18 protein-coding genes are annotated in these 18,988 nt (G+C 45.8%); 13 read left to right on the top strand and 5 right to left on the bottom strand.

Features of this window, described 5'->3' with window-relative positions; translation table 11 throughout:
- Positions 1-30: 30 nt before the first annotated feature.
- The 5 genes from gatC to rlmD all read left to right on the top strand — a co-directional run bounded on the left by gatC (position 31) and on the right by rlmD (position 5,789).
- Positions 31-321 (top strand): Asp-tRNA(Asn)/Glu-tRNA(Gln) amidotransferase subunit GatC, encoded by a 291-nt coding sequence (gene gatC / locus ACK1LH_RS01940; RefSeq protein ID WP_203289432.1) that lies wholly within the window; start codon positions 31-33, stop codon positions 319-321.
- A gap of 17 nt (positions 322-338) precedes the next feature.
- The gene (gatA, locus tag ACK1LH_RS01945; protein ID WP_203289433.1) at positions 339-1,796 is read left to right on the top strand and encodes an Asp-tRNA(Asn)/Glu-tRNA(Gln) amidotransferase subunit GatA; all 1,458 of its coding nucleotides are present in this window, start codon (positions 339-341) and stop codon (positions 1,794-1,796) included.
- Between the two features lie 12 nt (positions 1,797-1,808).
- Positions 1,809-3,239: an Asp-tRNA(Asn)/Glu-tRNA(Gln) amidotransferase subunit GatB gene (gene gatB, locus ACK1LH_RS01950; RefSeq protein ID WP_203289434.1), complete on the top strand. Its 1,431-nt coding sequence runs from the start codon at positions 1,809-1,811 to the stop codon at positions 3,237-3,239.
- A gap of 171 nt (positions 3,240-3,410) precedes the next feature.
- Positions 3,411-4,322 carry a diacylglycerol kinase gene (locus tag ACK1LH_RS01955; protein ID WP_203289435.1) on the top strand — a complete coding sequence of 304 codons (912 nt, stop codon included), beginning with the start codon at positions 3,411-3,413 and terminating at the stop codon, positions 4,320-4,322.
- Positions 4,323-4,403: 81 nt separating this feature from the next.
- Entirely contained in the window at positions 4,404-5,789 is a 1,386-nt protein-coding gene (rlmD, locus tag ACK1LH_RS01960; RefSeq protein ID WP_411334337.1) for a 23S rRNA (uracil(1939)-C(5))-methyltransferase RlmD, read from the top strand.
- An 89-nt stretch (positions 5,790-5,878) separates the two neighbouring features.
- On the opposite strand, the gene ACK1LH_RS01965 is transcribed toward rlmD, so the two are convergent.
- Positions 5,879-6,004: a hypothetical protein gene (locus ACK1LH_RS01965; RefSeq protein WP_411334338.1), complete on the bottom strand. Its 126-nt coding sequence runs from the start codon at positions 6,002-6,004 to the stop codon at positions 5,879-5,881.
- 388 nt (positions 6,005-6,392) lie between these two features.
- On the opposite strand from ACK1LH_RS01965, the gene ACK1LH_RS01970 reads away from it, so the two are divergent.
- Entirely contained in the window at positions 6,393-7,391 is a 999-nt protein-coding gene (locus ACK1LH_RS01970) for a tRNA dihydrouridine synthase (protein ID WP_411334339.1), read from the top strand.
- A 145-nt stretch (positions 7,392-7,536) separates the two neighbouring features.
- Positions 7,537-7,932, top strand: coding sequence for a VOC family protein (locus ACK1LH_RS01975; RefSeq protein WP_203289438.1), 396 nt, complete (start codon positions 7,537-7,539; stop codon positions 7,930-7,932).
- A 44-nt stretch (positions 7,933-7,976) separates the two neighbouring features.
- Here the strand turns inward: ACK1LH_RS01975 and helD are convergent, their stop codons facing one another.
- The gene (gene helD / locus ACK1LH_RS01980; protein WP_411334340.1) at positions 7,977-10,310 is read right to left on the bottom strand and encodes an RNA polymerase recycling motor HelD; all 2,334 of its coding nucleotides are present in this window, start codon (positions 10,308-10,310) and stop codon (positions 7,977-7,979) included.
- 737 nt (positions 10,311-11,047) lie between these two features.
- Between helD and abc-f the strand changes: the two genes are divergently transcribed.
- The 3 genes from abc-f to ACK1LH_RS01995 all read left to right on the top strand — a co-directional run bounded on the left by abc-f (position 11,048) and on the right by ACK1LH_RS01995 (position 14,248).
- A complete protein-coding gene (gene abc-f, locus ACK1LH_RS01985) occupies positions 11,048-12,940 on the top strand; it encodes a ribosomal protection-like ABC-F family protein (RefSeq protein ID WP_411334342.1) in 1,893 nt (630 codons plus the stop codon).
- Positions 12,941-13,061: 121 nt separating this feature from the next.
- Positions 13,062-13,538: a DUF1456 family protein gene (locus ACK1LH_RS01990; RefSeq protein ID WP_411334343.1), complete on the top strand. Its 477-nt coding sequence runs from the start codon at positions 13,062-13,064 to the stop codon at positions 13,536-13,538.
- A 2-nt stretch (positions 13,539-13,540) separates the two neighbouring features.
- Entirely contained in the window at positions 13,541-14,248 is a 708-nt protein-coding gene (locus ACK1LH_RS01995; RefSeq protein WP_411334344.1) for a M48 family metallopeptidase, read from the top strand.
- Positions 14,249-14,373: 125 nt separating this feature from the next.
- Here the strand turns inward: ACK1LH_RS01995 and ACK1LH_RS02000 are convergent, their stop codons facing one another.
- Positions 14,374-15,339, bottom strand: a complete 966-nt coding sequence (locus ACK1LH_RS02000; protein ID WP_411334345.1) for a quinone oxidoreductase family protein — start codon at positions 15,337-15,339, stop codon at positions 14,374-14,376.
- A gap of 136 nt (positions 15,340-15,475) precedes the next feature.
- Here ACK1LH_RS02000 and ACK1LH_RS02005 point away from each other — a divergent pair, with 136 nt between their 5' ends.
- A complete protein-coding gene (locus tag ACK1LH_RS02005; protein ID WP_411334346.1) occupies positions 15,476-15,928 on the top strand; it encodes an SRPBCC family protein in 453 nt (150 codons plus the stop codon).
- A gap of 53 nt (positions 15,929-15,981) precedes the next feature.
- Here ACK1LH_RS02005 and ACK1LH_RS02010 read toward each other — a convergent pair whose 3' ends face one another.
- On the bottom strand, positions 15,982-16,950 hold the full coding sequence (locus tag ACK1LH_RS02010) for a M20/M25/M40 family metallo-hydrolase (RefSeq protein ID WP_411334347.1): 969 nt from the start codon (positions 16,948-16,950) through the stop codon (positions 15,982-15,984).
- A gap of 171 nt (positions 16,951-17,121) precedes the next feature.
- Between ACK1LH_RS02010 and ACK1LH_RS02015 the strand changes: the two genes are divergently transcribed.
- A complete protein-coding gene (locus ACK1LH_RS02015) occupies positions 17,122-17,448 on the top strand; it encodes a hypothetical protein (RefSeq protein WP_411334348.1) in 327 nt (108 codons plus the stop codon).
- A gap of 49 nt (positions 17,449-17,497) precedes the next feature.
- Here the strand turns inward: ACK1LH_RS02015 and ACK1LH_RS02020 are convergent, their stop codons facing one another.
- Positions 17,498-18,274: a hypothetical protein gene (locus tag ACK1LH_RS02020; RefSeq protein WP_411334349.1), complete on the bottom strand. Its 777-nt coding sequence runs from the start codon at positions 18,272-18,274 to the stop codon at positions 17,498-17,500.
- A 92-nt stretch (positions 18,275-18,366) separates the two neighbouring features.
- On the opposite strand from ACK1LH_RS02020, the gene ACK1LH_RS02025 reads away from it, so the two are divergent.
- Complete coding sequence (locus ACK1LH_RS02025; protein ID WP_411334350.1) at positions 18,367-18,969, top strand: vWA domain-containing protein; 603 nt, start codon at positions 18,367-18,369, stop codon at positions 18,967-18,969.
- The last annotated feature ends 19 nt before the right edge of the window (positions 18,970-18,988 follow it).

Genomic DNA, 18,988 nt, shown 5'->3' on the forward strand with positions numbered 1-18,988 from the left:
TTACACGAGATTTATCGGAGGTGGAGCCCCATGTCACGCATTTCAAAAGAAGAAGTGAAGCACGTTGCAAATCTTGCACGTTTAGCGATAACAGAAGAAGAAACGGAAATGTTCACAACGCAGCTTGATGCGATCATTTCGTTCGCCGAGCAGCTGAATGAGCTCGATACAACTGGCGTAGAGCCGACAACACACGTCCTTGAGATGAAAAACATCCTGCGCGAGGACAAAGCAGAAAAAGGATTGCCGGTTGAGGACGTTGTGAAGAACGCTCCTGACCATAAAGACGGATACATTCGCGTACCGTCGATCTTAGAATAGGGAGGGAAGCAGCCGCTATGCCATTATTTGACCAGAAACTTTCAGAACTGAAAGCAAGTTTACATAAAAAAGAAATCACGGTCTCAGACCTTGTAGACGAATCCTACAAGCGCATCGGAGCTGTCGACGGAAAAGTGAACGCGTTCCTTGCATTAGATGAGGAAAAAGCCCGCGCATACGCAAAGGAACTCGACGAAGCCATCGGCACCCGCGATGAATTCGGCCTTCTTTTCGGAATGCCGATCGGGATAAAAGATAACATTGTGACGAAAAACCTGCGCACAACTGCTGCGAGCAAAATTCTTGAAAACTTTGATCCGATCTATGACGCAACCGTTGTGCAGCACCTGCAAAAAGCAGAAGCAGTCACAATCGGAAAGTTGAATATGGACGAGTTTGCCATGGGTTCCTCTACGGAAAACTCAGGCTACAAAGTAACGAAAAACCCTTGGAACCTTGAGACTGTGCCAGGAGGATCAAGCGGCGGCTCTGCTGCGGCCGTTGCAGCACGCGAAGTGCCGTTTGCTCTTGGATCTGACACAGGCGGCTCGGTCCGCCAGCCTGCAGCCTATACAGGTGTCGTCGGCTTAAAGCCTACATACGGCCGCGTCTCCCGTTTTGGCCTGATTGCCTTTGCCTCATCTCTTGATCAAATCGGACCGCTCACAACAAGCGTGGAAGACAACGCATTCCTGCTTCAGGCCATTTCCGGTGTGGATCCAATGGACTCCACGTCTGCGAACGTTGAAGTGCCTGACTTTTTATCAGCATTGACAGGTGACGTGAAAGGGCTGAAAATCGCTGTACCGAAGGAATACCTCGGAGAAGGCGTAAACGAAGAAGTAAAACAGTCAGTCCTTGATGCCCTGAAAGTGCTCGAAGCACAGGGCGCAACGTGGGAAGAAGTCTCTCTTCCTCACAGCAAATACGCGCTTGCAACGTACTATCTGCTGTCTTCATCTGAAGCGTCAGCAAACCTTGCACGCTTTGACGGCGTCCGCTACGGCTACCGTTCAGACAATGCGAAAAACCTGATCGAGCTGTACAAGCAGTCCCGTTCCGAAGGCTTCGGCGATGAGGTCAAGCGCCGCATCATGCTTGGAACGTTTGCGCTGAGCTCCGGCTACTACGATGCCTACTACAAAAAAGCGCAGCAGGTCCGTACTCTCATTAAAAAAGACTTTGAAGATGTTTTTGAAAAATATGATGTCATCGTTGGACCGACAACTCCGACGCCGGCCTTTAAAGTTGGCGAAAAAACGGATGACCCGCTTACGATGTATGCAAACGATATTTTAACCATCCCTGTAAACCTTGCAGGCGTCCCTGGAATCTCCGTTCCGTGCGGATTCTCAAACGGACTGCCGCTCGGCCTGCAGATCATCGGAAAGCATTTTGACGAAAGCACTGTATACCGCGTTGCCCATGCATTCGAGCAGGCAACGGATCATCATAAAGCAAAACCTGAACTGTAAGGGGTGAAAACCATGAAGTATGAAACGGTCATTGGACTTGAGGTCCACGTAGAGCTGAAAACAGAGTCAAAAATCTTCTCAAACGCTCCGAACCACTTCGGCGCGAATCCGAATACAAACACAACCGTGGTTGAGCTCGGCTATCCGGGTGTTCTGCCGGTTTTAAACAGAAAAGCCGTTGATTTCGCCATGAAAGCTGCAATGGCACTGAACTGCGAAGTTGCGACAGACACGAAATTCGACCGCAAAAACTATTTCTATCCCGACAACCCGAAGGCGTATCAGATTTCCCAGTTTGACAAGCCGATCGGCGAGAACGGCTGGATTGACATCGAAGTAAACGGTGAAAAGAAACGAATCGGCATCACGCGCCTTCACCTTGAAGAGGATGCGGGCAAGCTGACGCATACGGGCGACGGCTATTCCCTTTGCGACTACAACCGCCAGGGCACGCCGCTTGTCGAAATCGTATCAGAACCGGATATCCGGACGCCTGAAGAAGCGTATGCTTATCTTGAAAAGCTGAAAGCGATCATTCAGTACACAGACGTTTCCGACTGCAAAATGGAAGAAGGCTCACTCCGCTGTGACGCCAACATTTCCCTTCGTCCCGTTGGACAAGAGGAATTCGGAACAAAGACGGAGCTTAAAAACCTGAACTCCTTCAACTTTGTCCGTAAAGGTCTTGAGCACGAAGAAATCCGTCAGGAAGAAGTGCTCCGTGCAGGAGGCGTCATCGACCAGGAAACACGCCGCTTTGACGAAGCAACAGGCAAAACAATCCTGATGCGCGTAAAAGAAGGCTCTGACGACTACCGCTACTTCCCGGAACCGGATCTTGTGTCCCTCTACATTGATGATGAGTGGAAGGAGCGCATCCGTGCAACGATCCCTGAGCTTCCGGACCAGCGCCAAAAACGCTACACTCAAGAGCTCGGCCTGCCTTCTTATGATGCTCAGGTACTGACTCTGACAAAAGAGATGGCAGACTTCTTTGAAGCAACTGTGGACAAAGGCGCCGATGCGAAGCAGGCGTCCAACTGGCTCATGGGTGAGGTGAGCGGCTATCTGAATGCAGAAAGCAAAGAGCTTAAGGATGTTGCTCTTACTCCGGACGGACTTTCCGGCATGATCAAGCTGATCGAAAACGGCACAATCTCTTCAAAAATAGCAAAAAAAGTATTTAAAGAACTGATTGAAAACGGCGGTGATGCCGAGACAATCGTCAAAGAAAAAGGTCTTGTCCAAATCTCTGACGAAGGCACGCTCCGCACGGCAGTCAATGAAGCAATCGATGCGAACCCTCAGTCTGTTGAAGACTTCAAGAGCGGAAAGCAAAAAGCGATCGGCTTCCTTGTCGGCCAAATCATGAAAGCAACAAAAGGCCAGGCAAACCCGCAGCTGGTCAACAAACTGCTTCAGGAAGAACTTCAAAAACGTTAATACACAGACGGCGCCGCGACTGATTTCAGGAAGGGCGCCGTTGTTTTTGCCGTGCTTTGGCTATACTGGTTCTATGGTTTGCGTATCGGACAAAAAAGGTGTAGACTAATCCTTGGCTTGTACGATACAACAAATCATGGAAATACATTCTGACATAGGATGATGGGGAAAATGAAAAGAGCAAGAATAATCTATAATCCAACATCAGGCCGAGAAGCCTTTAAAAAACAACTTCCAGAGGTTCTGGAGAAATTTGAAATTGCCGGTTACGAGACATCCTGCCACGCCACTACGTGCGAGGGGGATGCTGTTCAGGCTGCCCGTGCAGCAGGCCTCCGCGGCTTTGATCTTGTTGTCGCAGCTGGAGGAGACGGCACAGTCAATGAGGTCGTGAACGGCCTTGCTGAACTTGAAGAACGGCCTCAGCTTGCAGTCGTTCCGGTCGGTACAACAAACGACTTTGCCCGTGCCATCGGCATTCCGCGCGACAACATCCTGACTGCAGTGGATGCCATCCTTGCAGGCGAAGCAAGAGCCATCGACATCGGACGCGTCAACGGCCACTACTTTGTCAACATCGCAGGCGGAGGACGTCTCACCGAACTCACATATGAAGTCCCAAGCAAGCTTAAAACAGTCCTCGGCCAGCTCGCCTATTACTTAAAGGGCATCGAAATGCTTCCGTCCATCCGTCCCGCAGAAGTCGAGATCGAATACGACGGCAAGCTATTCAAGGGCGAAATCATGCTGTTTCTCGTCTCCCTGACAAACTCTGTCGGAGGTTTTGAGAAGCTTGCCCCTGACAGCAAGCTGAATGACGGCATGTTCGATCTGCTGATCCTGAAAAAAGCAAACCTTGCCGACTTTATCCGGGTCGCAAGCCTTGCGCTCCGCGGCGAGCACATCAGCGACAGCAACATCATCTATACAACGGCCAACAGAGTAAAGGTCACATCCGCTCAAAAAATGCAGCTGAACTTAGACGGCGAATACGGCGGCGATCTGCCGGGCGAATTCGTCAACCTGTACCGTCATATTGAAGTCCTCGTGCCGCTTGCAAAAGCCCAGCAAATGGACGAATAGAAACTTGGCCCTGCGCCAAGTTTTTCTTATGTCTTCAGTGTGGTAAAATGAACAAATCAGTAACTATAAAGGAAGATTACCATGACAAAGGCAATTGCGCCTGTACAAAAAAATGAATACTACGACGTGACCTTTGAAGACCTGACGCATGACGGATCAGGCGTTGCGAAAATTGAAGGATATCCAATTTTCGTTCCTAACGCCCTGCCAAACGAAAAAGGCCAGATCAAAGTCACGAAAATAAATAAAGGCTACGCATTCGGACGCCTTGTCGAGCTGCACGAGGAAAGTTCAGAGCGCACCGATGCGCCGTGCCCGATCTATAAACAATGCGGCGGCTGCCAGCTGCAGCACTTAAGCTATCAGGGCCAGCTTGACTTTAAGCACAAGCAGGTCAAAGAAGTGCTCGCACGAATCGGCAAGCTGAATCTCGACAACGTTACGGTCCACCCGACACTCGGCATGAATGATCCGTGGAACTACCGCAACAAAGCACAGGTCCCAGTCGGAGAACGCGAAGGCGGGCTCATCGCCGGCTTCTATCAGCAGCGCTCCCATGAAATCATTGATATGGAACAATGCCTGATCCAGCAAAGCGAAAACGATGAAGTCGTCGCAGCCGTGAAAGAAATCGCAAACCGCCATGGCATCCGCGCCTACGACGAACAGAAAAACAAAGGCTGGCTGCGCCACATCATGGTCCGCCGCGGCACCGTGACAAATGAAATGATGGTCGTCTTCATCACCCGGACATCTGATTTTCCGAACAAAAAAGCCGTCATTGAAGACATTACGGCCCAATTCCCGGCCATCAAGTCCATCGTTCAAAACGTTAACCCAAAACGCACCAATGTCATCTTTGGCGATAAAACAACTGTGCTATGGGGAGAAGAATACATCTACGATTACATCGGCAACATCAAATTTGCCATCTCAGCGCGATCCTTCTTTCAGGTAAATCCTGAACAGACAAAAGTACTCTATGAAAAAGCACTGGAATATGCCGATCTGAACGGAGAGGAATCTGTCATCGATGCATACTGCGGCATCGGAACCATTTCCCTGTTCCTTGCTCAAAAAGCCAAAAACGTGTTCGGCGTTGAAATCGTTCCTGAAGCCATTGAAGATGCCAAGCGCAATGCCGAACTGAACGGAATTGAAAATGCAGACTTTGCAGTAGGTGAAGCTGAAGTTGTCATTCCGAAATGGTATGAAGAAGGAAATGCAGCCGACGTCATCGTAGTCGACCCGCCGCGCAAAGGGTGCGATGAAGCCCTGCTGCGGACAATCCTTGATATGAAGCCGAAGAAGGTTGTCTATGTAAGCTGCAATCCTGCGACTCTTGCTCGTGATTTGAAAGTGCTGGAGGATGGCGGATACGCTACGGTGGAAGTGCAGCCGGTGGATATGTTCCCGCATACGACGCATTGTGAAGCGGTAGCTTCTTTAAAATTGGTCTGTAACTAGCCAAACACCAAAAAAGCTTGGGATGTCCCAAGCTTTTTGTTATTAGCTATGTATGATGAAGTTGATTATTTATATATCTTAGAAAAAGATTACCTCGAAGCTAAATCATATAGATAATTAACCACATCACCCATTCGCCAAGCAATAATAGCCAAACTAATTGCTATAATCGCTAAGCTTACAACCTTAATTAGTTCTAACGCATATTTCCCCATTATATATCTCTCCTTAAAATAAAATGAATCCGATTTTTCATAACCTTTGAGTATGTTTCACCACATAATGTTAAAAATCCTTGAGCTTTCTGGTTACCGTTTAAAGCGGCATCTCAAATGACAAGTGAAATAGCACTTGCCATAGCCTTTTTCATTTTAAGTAAATTGAAAAAGGGGGGAATAAGGCGTAAGGAAAGGGGAAAAAGAAACGGGAAAAGAAACCTAAATAAAAAGCAGCTGTGATAGAATCATTCTATTCCATCTGCTTTTTATTTAGTTTTCCAAAATTTTATAACAGGCAGAGATTGATAAACAGTCAGGAAACATGTTATAAGTGTAAAAGAATAATTTTTACGGAAGTTTCAAATTGAGAGGATTTGAGTTTGGCATGACCAACAATTTTTGGCGTGATCTGCCGAAGCCATTTTTCGTACTTGCCCCAATGGAGGACGTGACAGATGTTGTGTTCCGTCACGTAGTCAGTGCAGCCGGCCGTCCAGATGTATTTTTCACCGAGTTTACTAACTCGGACAGCTACTGTCATCCAGAGGGCCTGAAAAGTGTGCGCGGCCGATTGACGTTTACAGAAGATGAACACCCGATGGTTGCACATATATGGGGAGACAATCCCGACTATTTCCGTCAAATGAGCATCGGCATGGCGGAAATGGGCTTTAAAGGAATCGATATCAATATGGGCTGTCCGGTTCCGAACGTGGCATCAAGAGGAAAAGGCAGCGGCCTCATCCTCCGCCCGGACGTTGCGGCAGAACTTATTCAGGCTGCAAAAGCAGGCGGACTGCCTGTCAGCGTGAAAACAAGACTCGGGTTTAAAAAGATAGACGAATGGGAGGACTGGCTTGGCCACATCTTGAAGCAGGACATTGCTAACATTTCCATTCACTTGCGCACAAGAGATGAAATGAGCCAGGTCGATGCGCATTGGGAGCTCATCCCGGAAATCAAAAAACTGCGTGACCGCATCGCACCGGACACGACGCTGACCATCAACGGCGATATCCCAGACCGGCAAACAGGTCTTCAGCTTGCAGAACAATACGGCATTGACGGCGTCATGATCGGCCGTGGGATCTTTAAAAACCCGTTTGCCTTTGAAAAAGAGCCGAGAGAACACAGCAGCAAAGAATACCTCGACCTTCTGAGACTGCAGCTTGACCTTCAAGATCAATATGCAGAAGAAGTACCGCGCGCTGTTACCGGCCTTCACCGCTTTTTCAAAATCTATGTCAAAGGATTCCCGGGAGCTGCAGAGCTGCGGAGTCAATTGATGAACACGAAATCGACAGATGAAGTGAGGGCAATGCTTGAGAGGTTTGAGGAAAAACAAGCAGCAGAACGGTTAAACGAAAAGCAGGAAACCTTATAAGGGTTCCTGCTTTTTTGTGCAGATAATATCAGTAAATAAAGGATTTTTTCTTTTCATAGAGGGTTTATAGCAGGTAAAACAGAAATACATTCCTGTACCAATTTAGAAAAAATAATAAAAATACATATGCAAATAGGAGGCTCACATGGGCAGATTAGTACACTTTGAAATTCACGTAAATGAAATGGAGCGCGCAAAGACGTTTTATGGAGAGGTCTTCGGCTGGACATTCCAGGACTGGAGTGAGTATGCAGGCCTTCCGTATTTCGGAGCAGTGACAGGAGATGAGAATGAACCAGGTGTCAACGGGGCTTTGATGCAGAGACAAGGTCCTTCTCCTGAGCAAAACCAGCCGTTAAACGGGTTTTCCTGTACGATGGGCGTTGAAAACTATGACGCAGCGGAAGCGAAAATCCTTGAGTGCGGAGGCAAGGTTGCATTGCCGAAATATGCCCTTCCCGGAATGGCGTGGCAAGGGTACTACCTTGATACGGAAGGCAACATCTTCGGCATTCATCAGCCTGACGCGAACGCAAAATAAAAAGGAAGGAAAGGCGGTGAGGCAGCCTTTCCTTCCTTTTTTAGTCAACTCCAAATCAAATTCTCCCGCGGTACCTCCTGTAAAAATCCGCACGGCTCTCCGGCGCTGTAAATCTGCAAGAGATGCAGCGCGCGCGTGCAGGCCGTATAAAACAATCTGCGCAGGCTCGCGTCTCCATAAACTTGAGCCGATGCGTCATAGATAATGACAGCGTCGAATTCAATGCCTTTAGCCAGATAGGCAGGGATCACAACGATGCCCTGCTCATATTCAGCCGAGCCGCTTTTTACAAGCTTAATGTCCGGAATATGACCAAGCGCGCCAAAAGCTTCGCTGCTTTCGGCAGCGGATTTGCAGATGATGGCAATGGAATGGTGCCCCTGCTTTTGGAAGTCTGCAACTTTGGATGCGATGCGCCGGTGCAATTCGGTCCGGTCTGATACGGCAGTCAGAACAGGCATCTCGCCGCCGCGCTCAAAAGAGACAATCTGATCACCGTTAGGAAAAAGTTTCCGAGTGAAATCCGTTATCGGCTTAGTAGACCTGTAGCTTCGGTTTAAGAGAATGGCTTCTGTTTCATGGGGGCCATATAAGCCCATTAGCGGGTGGAAATCGGACAGGCCGCTTGCGTGAACGAAGATGGCCTGGTTAAAGTCCCCGAGCACGGTCATCTTTGCCATAGGAAACAGCCGTTTCAAAAATTCAAATTGAAAAGGAGAATAATCCTGTGCTTCGTCTACAAGAACGTGCTTAATCGACGTGTTTGTCTGAAAGCCCTGAATCTGCTCTTTCAAGAATAAAAACGGAGGAGCATCTTCATAAAACAGTCTTCCTTCATCAAGCATGTTCATCGTCATCCTGCAAATATCCGCCCACTCTTCAGGCGGTTTCTCAGTCATCCAATTGCTTATGTTCGAAGGGTCTGAAAAAAGCTGTCTGTATAAAGCGGTAAAATCGACGAAGCGGATGCCCTGCACCCATTTTCTGAGTGGCTTCAGCTTCCTCCGCACAACCATCCTGCCGAGCACCTTGATCTCTTGTTCGTAATCATCAAGATCTTCCTCAGAGTCCTTTCTTTTCTCTAAATAAGAAAAAGCCTTTTGATACTCATCTTTGCTCAGAAGCTCAATTTCTTCCTGGACCCAAGGTTCGTTCAGCTCGGCTTTTTCCGTTTCATCGATTTTTGCGTTCAGCCATTCCTGCAGCTTCTCAATTCTGTTCGAAAAGCGGATGGAAGTATCCGTGCCGTAAAATCTTTCTTCCATTTGTTTGCCGGAGACAAATGGTTTTCCTCTGAATTTAACCCCTTTAAATACCATGCCGGATTCTTCAAGGGAGTGGCTGTACGCTTTTACCGTCTCGAAAAAGGAAGTGGAAGCCTTGAACCGGATACTTGCCGTTCTTGTGCGGCGGGCAGGTTCATCAGCCGCGGTCAGTACATATTCCAACTGTTCGTAGGGATCCTCGACTTTAAAGGAGCCGCTCAGCCTGTGGTACATATATTCCTGGAACGTAACCTGCTGCATGTTCTCTTCGCCAAGCTCAGGCAGGACATTGGATACGTAGCTGTTAAACATGGAATTAGGGGAGAAAAGAATAATTTGATCAGCTTTCAGACGGTCCCGGTACTTATAGAGGAGGTAAGCAATCCTTTGCATAGCTGCCGAGGTCTTGCCGCTTCCTGCTGCTCCCTGAACAATCAGCAGTCTGCCCGATACGTGACGGATGATCCGGTTTTGCTCCTGCTGAATGGTCGCCACGATGCTGTGCATGTGTTTGTCTGTCCCTTTGCCAAGCACTTCCTTTAAAATCTCATCTCCAATGGTAAGGCTCGTATCAAACATCGACTCGACCATGCCCCCGCGGATGAGATATTGCCACTTTGTCTCCAGATTTCCTTTAATCACGCCTCCTGGAGTCGTGTATTCAGCAGGGCCTGGGGGATAGTCATAATAAACGCTCGAAACCGGAGCGCGCCAATCATAGACCAGAAAATCCTCGCCGCTTGAATCTGTGAGAGTTGAAATGCCAATATAGATTTTTTCGGGTTCCTTTGTGCCTTCCTCGGTGAAATCAATCCGTCCGAAATAAGGTGATTTTTGCATGCGCTCAAGGACAGACAGCCTGGTTTTGGCATGCCTGTGGGTGCTCTGGCTGACAGTCAGGGCCTGCGCCTGCTGCCTTAAACCGATGATGGTCTCAAGATAGTCGTCAAACGTATCTGTATTTACCTTGACTTCATCCCAAAAGTGCCTTTGAATATGGGTAACTTCACTCCGGCGCCGGCCGGCTTCATCCGCAAGCTTGCTCATCTGCTCCGTAATAGTCCCGGTCACCAGATCCAGTCGTTCCTGCTCCTGCCGAAGGTCATTTTTCATTCAAAGCACTCCTTTAAAAAAAGTTTGATAAAATGGGTTGACTGAGAGAGAGGTTTTGATGTAAGATTAAGATAAGGATAAATATATGGTGTTTAACTATTAGGTTTTGTGTTTCTAAAGTAATATATCATGGCGGTATTTATTTATCAATGACTTTTTAAGATATAAATACTATTTGTTTTTTAATATACGTTAAACAAAGCGGGCAGAGAAAATCTCTGGCCGTTTTATTATCGCCTTAAATCCTTTATGGAATTTTGTTTATTGATAGCAAGAACACGATTGAATTCTGAATCGATTATTTACATATTTACCTAAAAATGAGACAATAAAACAAATCTTAGGAGGAGGAAAGTAACTATATGATGCCATCTTATTGCTAATTCATTTCCAGATAAAATTCATACGAATTTTATAACGAGTATAAAAATGTGCCTGATTACCAGGTTTATTTGGTTATGCTCTTTATGGAATGTTGGCAATACAGAGGATCGCTTACTTTTCTAAAACCTGAGATGATGAAGGCTGGCTGTTTTTATCAGTAACGCTGATAAAGGAATGTTCTGTGCATTATGCAGACGCCTGCTTATTTAAGCTGACCCCAATCATAATTTCGGACGATTTTAGGCTGTAGGAAGAGATATCTTCTTGCGGCCTTTTTGCATGTGAAAGTAACTGACTTCTTTGCCCTGTCCATAGACGGCATAACTCACACAATGATGAAAGAAGGGGATTTTGTGTTTGAGTTGACGCTGCAGGGTGTGAAGAAATATATGGAGGCTACCCTTGTGCTGAGGAATATCAGCTTCGAGGTGTATGCCGGAGATAAGGTTGGGATTGTCGGCGCGAACGGAAGCGGGAAGAGTACGGTGCTAAAGCTGATTGCCGGTATTTTGAAGATGCATTACTATCCGGGTTATCCGCAGACTTCGAGCCCGGGGTATGATGAGGGGCTGATCCACCGGCCAAGGGGTGCGACCATCGCGTATTTGGAACAGATGCCGTCTTTACCTGAAGGTCTTAAGGTAATGGATGTGCTGAATATGGCGTTTGAGGATGTTCATAAGATTGAGGAAAAGATGCGTGATTTAGAGGAGCAGATGCAGACACTTACGGATGCTGCTCTTGAGAAGGCCCTGATGAAATACAGTGTGCTTGTCCAGCTGTATGAAGGCAAGGGCGGCTATGAGATTCAGGAGAAGCTGGGGAAGGTGTGCACGGGGCTGAAATTCAGCGATGCTTTTTTGAATCAGGACTTTGATTTGCTTAGCGGCGGGGAGAAGACGACAGTCATGCTTGGGAAGCTATTAGTGCATGATCCGGACATTCTTCTGCTGGATGAGCCGACAAATCATTTGGATATGGAGGCTCTTGAATGGCTTGAAGGTTATTTGAAAAGCTATAAGGGAATCGTCATCATTGTCTCGCATGACCGTTATTTTCTCGATCATGTCGTGACGAAAATTGTGGAGATTGAGGACATGGAATCCATCACGTATAAAGGGAACTATTCTTCCTTTGTAAGTCAAAAGGAAGAAAACATGCGGATTCAGTTTGAGCATTTCCGGGAGCAGCAAAAGAAAATCACTTCCATGGAAAGCACCGTAAAAGATCTCAGGGACTGGGCGATGCGTGCTGACAACACCAAGTTTTTCAAACGGGCAGCGAGCATTCAGAAAAAGCTTGCGAAGATGGAGCGGATTGATAAGCCGGTTTTTGAAAAACGGAATATGAGGCTGAACGTCAAACAGGCAGAACGGTCCGGGAATGAAACGATCAAAGCTGCCGGTCTTTCTAAAAGCTACGGAGATAAGGTGCTGCTTGAAAATGCAGACCTGATGATCCGCTACGGGGAACGGGTCAGTCTGATTGGAGGGAACGGCAGCGGAAAAACGACTTTTTTGAAAATGCTGCTTGGAGAAGAGAAGACGGATGCAGGGGTGGTAGAGGCTGGAGCAAATGTGAAGGCTGCCTATCTGCCGCAGACGATCACTTTTAACAACGAACAGCATACCGTACTTGAATGCTTCAGGGAAGACATCTCGATTCCGGAGGGCAAGGCTCGGGAGTATTTGGCTAAATTTATGTTTTATAAAAATACGGTCTTCAATAAAGTGAATCAGCTGTCAGGGGGAGAGCGGATCAGGCTTAAGCTCGGGATGCTTCTGTTTCAGGATGTGAACTTGCTGATTCTGGATGAACCGACAAATCATCTGGATATTGATTCAATTGAAACCCTTGAAGAAGCACTGGAAGAGTTCACAGGAACCATCTTCTTTATCTCGCATGACCGTTATTTTATCAATAAAATCAGCCAGCGGATCGTTGCGCTTGAGGACTTTGCGTTTAAAAGCTACTTTGGAAACTATGATGAGTACAAGCGGCAGAAGGTGAAGCAGATTCCGGCACAGGAAATTGTTAAAGAGAAAAAACGAGTGGAAACTGTAAAGCGAATAGAAGCGGCTGAAACTGCTCTTGCGAAGGTGGAGCGGCTTGAAAAGGAACTCGTTCAACTCGATTCCTTAATGGCGGCTGAACTTGACTATGAAAAGCTGGGCGGGCTGCATGAACGGAAGACGAAAATCACGGCAGAACTTGATGAAGCATTGGAAGAATGGCTGAAAGAATAACGCGTGAGCCTGTCCTTTCGGGGGCAGGCTTTATTATTGTCCGTCTACCCTTTATAATGAACAAAGCAATCACGCAAACACCCGCCGGTTATTAGGTAACTGACGGACAGGAGGTCATATAATGGATAATAACGATATTTTAATTCGCTTACGATATGCACTGGACTTAAAAAATGCAGAGATGGTCGAGATTTTCAAGCTTGGCGGGATCGAAGTAAGTCCCTTGGAGCTGCCGCTCATTTTGACAAAGTCTGACTCAGAGGAAGAAAACATCACGTGCGACAACGTGATGTTCGAGTCGTTTTTGAATGGACTGATCACCTTTAAACGCGGTCCGAAGCCTGGGGCAGAGACTCCGGAACTGACGCTTGGCAGAAGCACGAACGTAAACAATCATCTTTTGAAAAAAGTGAAGATTGCTCTTGCGCTCACAACTGAGGAAATGATTGAGATTTTTGACCTGGCAGGGTTGCAGGTGACTAAAGGAGAGCTCGGTGCTCTCCTCAGAAAAGAAGGCCATAAAAATTACAAAGCGTGCGGAGATAAGTTTGCCCGGAACTTTTTAAAGGGACTGGCTGTAAAATACCGGGGCGCGTAAAGATGATTCACACATATGCAGGAGAAACAATCCGGTTTGAGGTGACGCATAAAAACCGCACCTCTATCGGGCTGCGCATGGACCAGTACGGAATTGTGGAGGTCCTGGCTCCGAAGGGCACAAGCGAAGAGCAAGTGCATAAGGTGCTTGAGGCAAACTGGGCACTGATTCAGGAAAAGCTGAAGGAAATGCAGACCAGGATGCAGGGTGCGCTGAAGAAAACCTATGAATACGGGGAGACCTTTCTATATTTGGGAAAGGCGTACCCCATTAGCATTACGCACGATGAAACCATCCAAAAAGACCATGTGGTATTTGACGGGAAAACCCTGCACATTCAAGTAAAGCAGCAGGAGGATGCCATCATCAGACAGGCACTCAAACGCTACTATTACCAGCAGTGTAAAGCCATCGTGGAAAAGAGCATCAAGTCCCATCAAGCCCATTTCAAAATGAAGCCCCGCTCTGTCAAAATTGTCGACAGCAACAAGAACTGGGGGACGTGCAACGGAAACCTGGAGCTCACCTTCAACTGGAAACTTGCGATGGCGCCCCAGGAGGTAATCGACTATGTTGTCGTGCACGAAATGTGCCACATGGTGCATCTGAATCACGACCGGTCGTTCTGGAGATTAGTCGGGAAGATTATGCCTGATTATAAAGAGCGGGAGGCCTGGCTTGCTGTGTCTAGTTGGAGGATGACGGTTTAGGTATTGTATGCAAGCAACATAGACAGGGAGAAAATGACCAGACTAACATCTGGTCGTTTTTTCATTCCGATGATTTTGCCTTGCATTCGTCATCTATGTCTATTCAACTATTAAATCATCCATCTTTATATCTTGATTAAAATTTTCCCTTCATAATTGCGGCTTTCAATTAATCTATGAGCCTGTGCCGCCTCGCTTAATTCAAACACTTCGGCGATAGGCAGGGTTATTTCTCCTGAGGCAAATAATTTTAAAGCTCTTTCTGCAACAGGCGCTAGTTTGGCTGGGTTGTGTTTTCTGGTAGTGCCCAGGCTGAACCCTTTAATGTTTCTGCAGCTGCTGTGAACATCACTTGTTTTAAAAGTGCCGGGTTTGCCGCTGCTGTTGCCGAATTGAACGAGAGTGCCATACAGTGCCAAACACATCAAACTTTGACTGGTGACTTCGCCGGCTATGGAGTCAAAAATAACATCAGCCCCAAGATGATTCGTCTGTTTCAGCACTTCCTCTGAAAAGGTTTCGTAGGTGTACACGAAATCTGCACCCAAATTCTTTACGTAGTTCTCTTTATCTAAACTGCCAACCGTCCCGATAATTTTCTGAACACCCTCGAGCTTTGCAAGTTGAATGAGCATAGAGCCTACCCCGCCGGCTGCGCTGTGTATCACAATGGTATCTTTCTTTTGTACTTGTCCGATTTCAAATAAGAGCAGGAAACTTAAAATAGATACTGTGGGCATTGCTGCCGCCTGTTCAAATGACAGGTTTTCCGGAATTTTAAAGACTAATTGTTCATTTGCTGCAACAAATTCTGCATACGAACCGTTTTTAGGGAAAGCTATTACACGGTCTCCTATGGAAAAAGATGAGCCAGCGGGTGCCTCTTCAATTGTTCCGGCAACATCCAATCCAAGCGTTAGAGGAAAACTCCCTTTCTCTTTATTTCCTAACCGCTTTTTAATATCTGCATAGTTAACACTTGTATAAGCCGCTTTAATTAATACTTCGTTTTTTCCTATTTCGGGTACCTCAATATCTGAATATGTAAGGACACCGGGATCCCCAAACTCATATTGTACTACTGCTTTCATTCTCTGCATCTCCCCGTATACTTCTGTTAAATACCATTTAATTTTAGCATAAAATGTAAAATGGAGATCGCCTTTCTTGTGTGCTAGTCAGCCGTTGCTTACAATTGGTGTATCCGATAGATGAGAGGTCCCTGATATGCCAACAATTAAACACGAAGTTTATATCCATGCCCCCATTGAAGTTTGTTTTGACCTTGCGCGCAGTGTAGATGTGCATATGGAAACAACAAGCAGAACTCAGGAAAAAGCGGTTGACGGCGTGACCAGCGGCCTGATGGAACACGGAGATTCAGTCACTTGGGAAGCTGTTCATCTTGGAGTAAGACAGAGATTAACAGCCAGGATTACTGAGATGGAAAGGCCCTATCAATTTTCAGATGTAATGGTTAAGGGAGCTTTTCGTTCATTCACTCATACTCACGAATTTAAAGAAAGCGGAACAGGAACAATCATGAAGGATACCTTTTCCTATGAATCGCCTTTTGGCATTTTTGGAAAGGTGGCCGATCTTTTATTTCTGGAAAGGTACATGAGGAACTTTATTGCTGCTCGAGCATTGGAACTGAAAAGGATTGCTGAGAAGATGTAATGATATATAGGCAAAACAAAAAGAAAGGCATCAGCCTTTCTTTTTTAGTTCTATTAGTTTGATAGACTTGGGTTATTCATATGCTTCAAAAGTTCAGTCAGCACCTGGCTGTAAGAGGATAAGCGTTCCTCTGTTCTGCCTGGAAATGCTTCCTCAATGAAAGCAAGAGTATCGTTTTCTGTATGCCAGATTCCGCCGTGCTCTTCTGTTTGCTCGTAGCCATCAAGGTCACCGATTTCCCAGTTGGTAGATTCAAAGTAAGCAAAAGGAATACCGAGCTTATCAAACGGAGCATGGTCGCTCCAGTCTCCAGTTGTGCCTGCCGGGTATTCAGGGTTTAATCCTGGGTTGATGCCGATATTGAGCTTTTTCTTTTTGGAAATATTCATCGCCTGGTCGCGAATGAACCCATCTTCGCCTGCACTGCCATGGACATACATTTTGTCGCCTGCAGCAAGGCTGTCCAGGTTGATCATGCCGACTGTGTTGTCAATTTCTTTAGCTGTCATTTGCTTTGCATAATGGTTTGATCCATTTAATCCGCCTTCTTCAGCGCCGAAGGCAACGAATACGATCGAGTATGGGGTGGATACTTTGTTCAGGACTTCAGCAACTTCAAGCATTACGCCTACTCCTGATGCGTTATCATCGGCTCCTTTGATTTTTTCAACAGAATCATAGTGAGCGCCGACAATTATTTGCTTGCTTGATTTTCCCTGCTTAAAGGCAAGTACGTTAGCTGATGATAAATTTGTTCCTCTTCTTTTAAAAGTGAAAGGTTGTTCAGCGGTTTTGTATCCCATGCGCTTAAATTGATCATGAATATACGTTTTCGCTTCAGTTTCACCAGAAGTACCCATCAAACGAGGTCCTATTGTTTCAGACAGGTACTTCGTATGCTGATAGGCCATGGCGCTTTTCTTATGTACCAATGATGGTGAATATGTGACAGCCGAGGCTGCGCCTGCAGATGAGATTAGCAGAACTAGAATGGTGAGTATAGAAAAAAGTTGTTTTCGCATAATAGTCTCCTTGTTTATTAAAATTCATTTACTTGCATAATTATAAATATAAATTCATAGATTTTCAATCCCTTTTTTACGGGGGAGATTAAGATTTTTCCCTCTTGCAGGGAAACGAGGCTTAATGGAAGAATAGATAATGATCATAGAAAAAATAGTCAGGAGATCAACATGAACGAAATTTTCAGCCAGTATAGATTTAAACTAACAAAAGAAACCGCAAAAGCAAACGAGTACGAGCATATGATCAGCCGAGACATCATCTATACTCAAAACACGAAAGCAACCAACATTGTTCTGCACCCCGATACGGCAGAGTCGCTCCGCTTGGTCCAAAAAAGCGGCGGTCCTGTACATAGCACGGCGCTAAGCGCATATCCGAAAAGGCTGAACGGGGGAAAAACACCCATCCATTATGGCTATTCATTCAAGTTTCAGTCAGAGGAAGAGTTGGGTCAGTTCTTAAAAGGGCTGGATGACTTATTCTGCTGCAGATAAAAAAACGATCAGCATATATGCTGGTCGTTTTTATTTTCTCTAATTTTTCTTATCTGCTTAAAAACGCAATATCCGATTTTACGTGCTTAATAACCTGTTCAATCGTAGTAATTCCAAGTTTATTCCTTGAAGTCCAGGATCCATTTTTATAAAGAGTGAAGTACGTGCCTTCAGGAGATATATCCCCAATGACATTCTTACGGCGATGGTGAGGCTTCCTTGTTACACATTCGCCGTTCTGCATATTGCTTTTTACGTGCTTATTGAGCTGAAGGCCTGGAATGGTTTTTAAGGTTTCTAAAAGAACGGCATTACTCGTCAGCGGATTTTCAGTATGTTGTTTTTTAGGGATGAACCTGTCAAATGCTTCGTGTAGTTCGTCGATATCATATCTTTTTTTCTCGAGAAAGAACTTAATAATAAGATCTTGTGTGTCGCTGTTTGAGAGTGAATAACCAGCGGTTTCTAAGAAGCTGTCAAACTCATCTTCACTTAACTTCAATGCGAATGCAATGGATACAAGCGTGTTTTTCTTAGGCTTATAGGAAGGATTTGTTCTTATTTTCGAAAACAGCTTTCTGTCTAATCCGGCCTTATTGTACACTTGTGCATCAGTAAGGCCCCGTTTATCAATCAGGTCAAATAATACCTGGTTTAAAACAGGCTGTCGGTTATTGCCGATGTAATCTTCGATATCCTGAGAAATGATTTCAGGCGAATACACCAGAATATCTTCTGATGCCGGTGAATAGCAAATAAAATCTGAGGAAAATAGTGCGTTGTCTATGTAGTCTTTCAGTTCATCTAAAAATGTTTGAGTAAGCAAATGACCGCCTCCAAATGTCGCTTTCAAAGCGACCATTATATGGATAATTCTTGTTAAGATTATATCATGAATATGTATGGAGGCTGATGAACATGAATCATAAGTTAACTGAAATTGTGTTTTTGCTGGACCGCAACGGATCAATGGGCGGCCTTGAACAGGATGTTATTGGAGGTTTCAATTCTTTTGTTGAAAGCCAGTGCAGGTTTGAAGGAGATACAGCGCTTACCGCTGTATTATTCGATGATGAATATGAAGTGCTCTGGAAAGGGGAAGATGCAAAATCCATCAAACTGACTGTGGAAGAATACTATGTCAGAGGGATGACGGCCCTTTTAGATGCCATTGGGAAAACAATTACCGATGTGGGCAGCAGACTTTCAAAGACCTCGAAAGAACTGCGGCCCGGCAAAGTGATTTTTGTTATTACAACGGACGGACAGGAAAATGCCAGTAAAGAATTCTCATATAATAAAGTCAATGAGCTCATCAAACATCAGCAGGAAAAATACAGCTGGGAATTCATTTTTATGGGAGCGAACATCGATGTGGCAAAAGAAGCTGAGAATATTGGGATTAGAAGCGCAAATGCATATTCTTTTGAAGCGTCGGAGGCCGGAATGCAGGAAATGTATGATGTTGTTTGTCAATCTGTGAATCAGATCAGGATAGAGCTTCCAATTGAAAAGGAATAAAAATCGCAGTTAGCAGTAA

Source organism: Metabacillus indicus (assembly GCF_046603695.1).
GTDB classification, from domain to species: domain Bacteria; phylum Bacillota; class Bacilli; order Bacillales; family Bacillaceae; genus Bacillus_P; species Bacillus_P indicus.

Coding starts and splice junctions, on each gene's coding strand:
- gatC (WP_203289432.1), top strand. CDS start 31: ATGTCACGCATTTCAAAAGAAGAAGTGAAGCACGTTGCAAATCTTGCA.
- gatA (WP_203289433.1), top strand. CDS start 339: ATGCCATTATTTGACCAGAAACTTTCAGAACTGAAAGCAAGTTTACAT.
- gatB (WP_203289434.1), top strand. CDS start 1,809: ATGAAGTATGAAACGGTCATTGGACTTGAGGTCCACGTAGAGCTGAAA.
- ACK1LH_RS01955 (WP_203289435.1), top strand. CDS start 3,411: ATGAAAAGAGCAAGAATAATCTATAATCCAACATCAGGCCGAGAAGCC.
- rlmD (WP_411334337.1), top strand. CDS start 4,404: ATGACAAAGGCAATTGCGCCTGTACAAAAAAATGAATACTACGACGTG.
- ACK1LH_RS01965 (WP_411334338.1), bottom strand. CDS start 6,004: ATGGGGAAATATGCGTTAGAACTAATTAAGGTTGTAAGCTTAGCGATT.
- ACK1LH_RS01970 (WP_411334339.1), top strand. CDS start 6,393: ATGACCAACAATTTTTGGCGTGATCTGCCGAAGCCATTTTTCGTACTT.
- ACK1LH_RS01975 (WP_203289438.1), top strand. CDS start 7,537: ATGGGCAGATTAGTACACTTTGAAATTCACGTAAATGAAATGGAGCGC.
- helD (WP_411334340.1), bottom strand. CDS start 10,310: ATGAAAAATGACCTTCGGCAGGAGCAGGAACGACTGGATCTGGTGACC.
- ACK1LH_RS01990 (WP_411334343.1), top strand. CDS start 13,062: ATGGATAATAACGATATTTTAATTCGCTTACGATATGCACTGGACTTA.
- ACK1LH_RS01995 (WP_411334344.1), top strand. CDS start 13,541: ATGATTCACACATATGCAGGAGAAACAATCCGGTTTGAGGTGACGCAT.
- ACK1LH_RS02000 (WP_411334345.1), bottom strand. CDS start 15,339: ATGAAAGCAGTAGTACAATATGAGTTTGGGGATCCCGGTGTCCTTACA.
- ACK1LH_RS02005 (WP_411334346.1), top strand. CDS start 15,476: ATGCCAACAATTAAACACGAAGTTTATATCCATGCCCCCATTGAAGTT.
- ACK1LH_RS02010 (WP_411334347.1), bottom strand. CDS start 16,950: ATGCGAAAACAACTTTTTTCTATACTCACCATTCTAGTTCTGCTAATC.
- ACK1LH_RS02015 (WP_411334348.1), top strand. CDS start 17,122: ATGAACGAAATTTTCAGCCAGTATAGATTTAAACTAACAAAAGAAACC.
- ACK1LH_RS02025 (WP_411334350.1), top strand. CDS start 18,367: ATGAATCATAAGTTAACTGAAATTGTGTTTTTGCTGGACCGCAACGGA.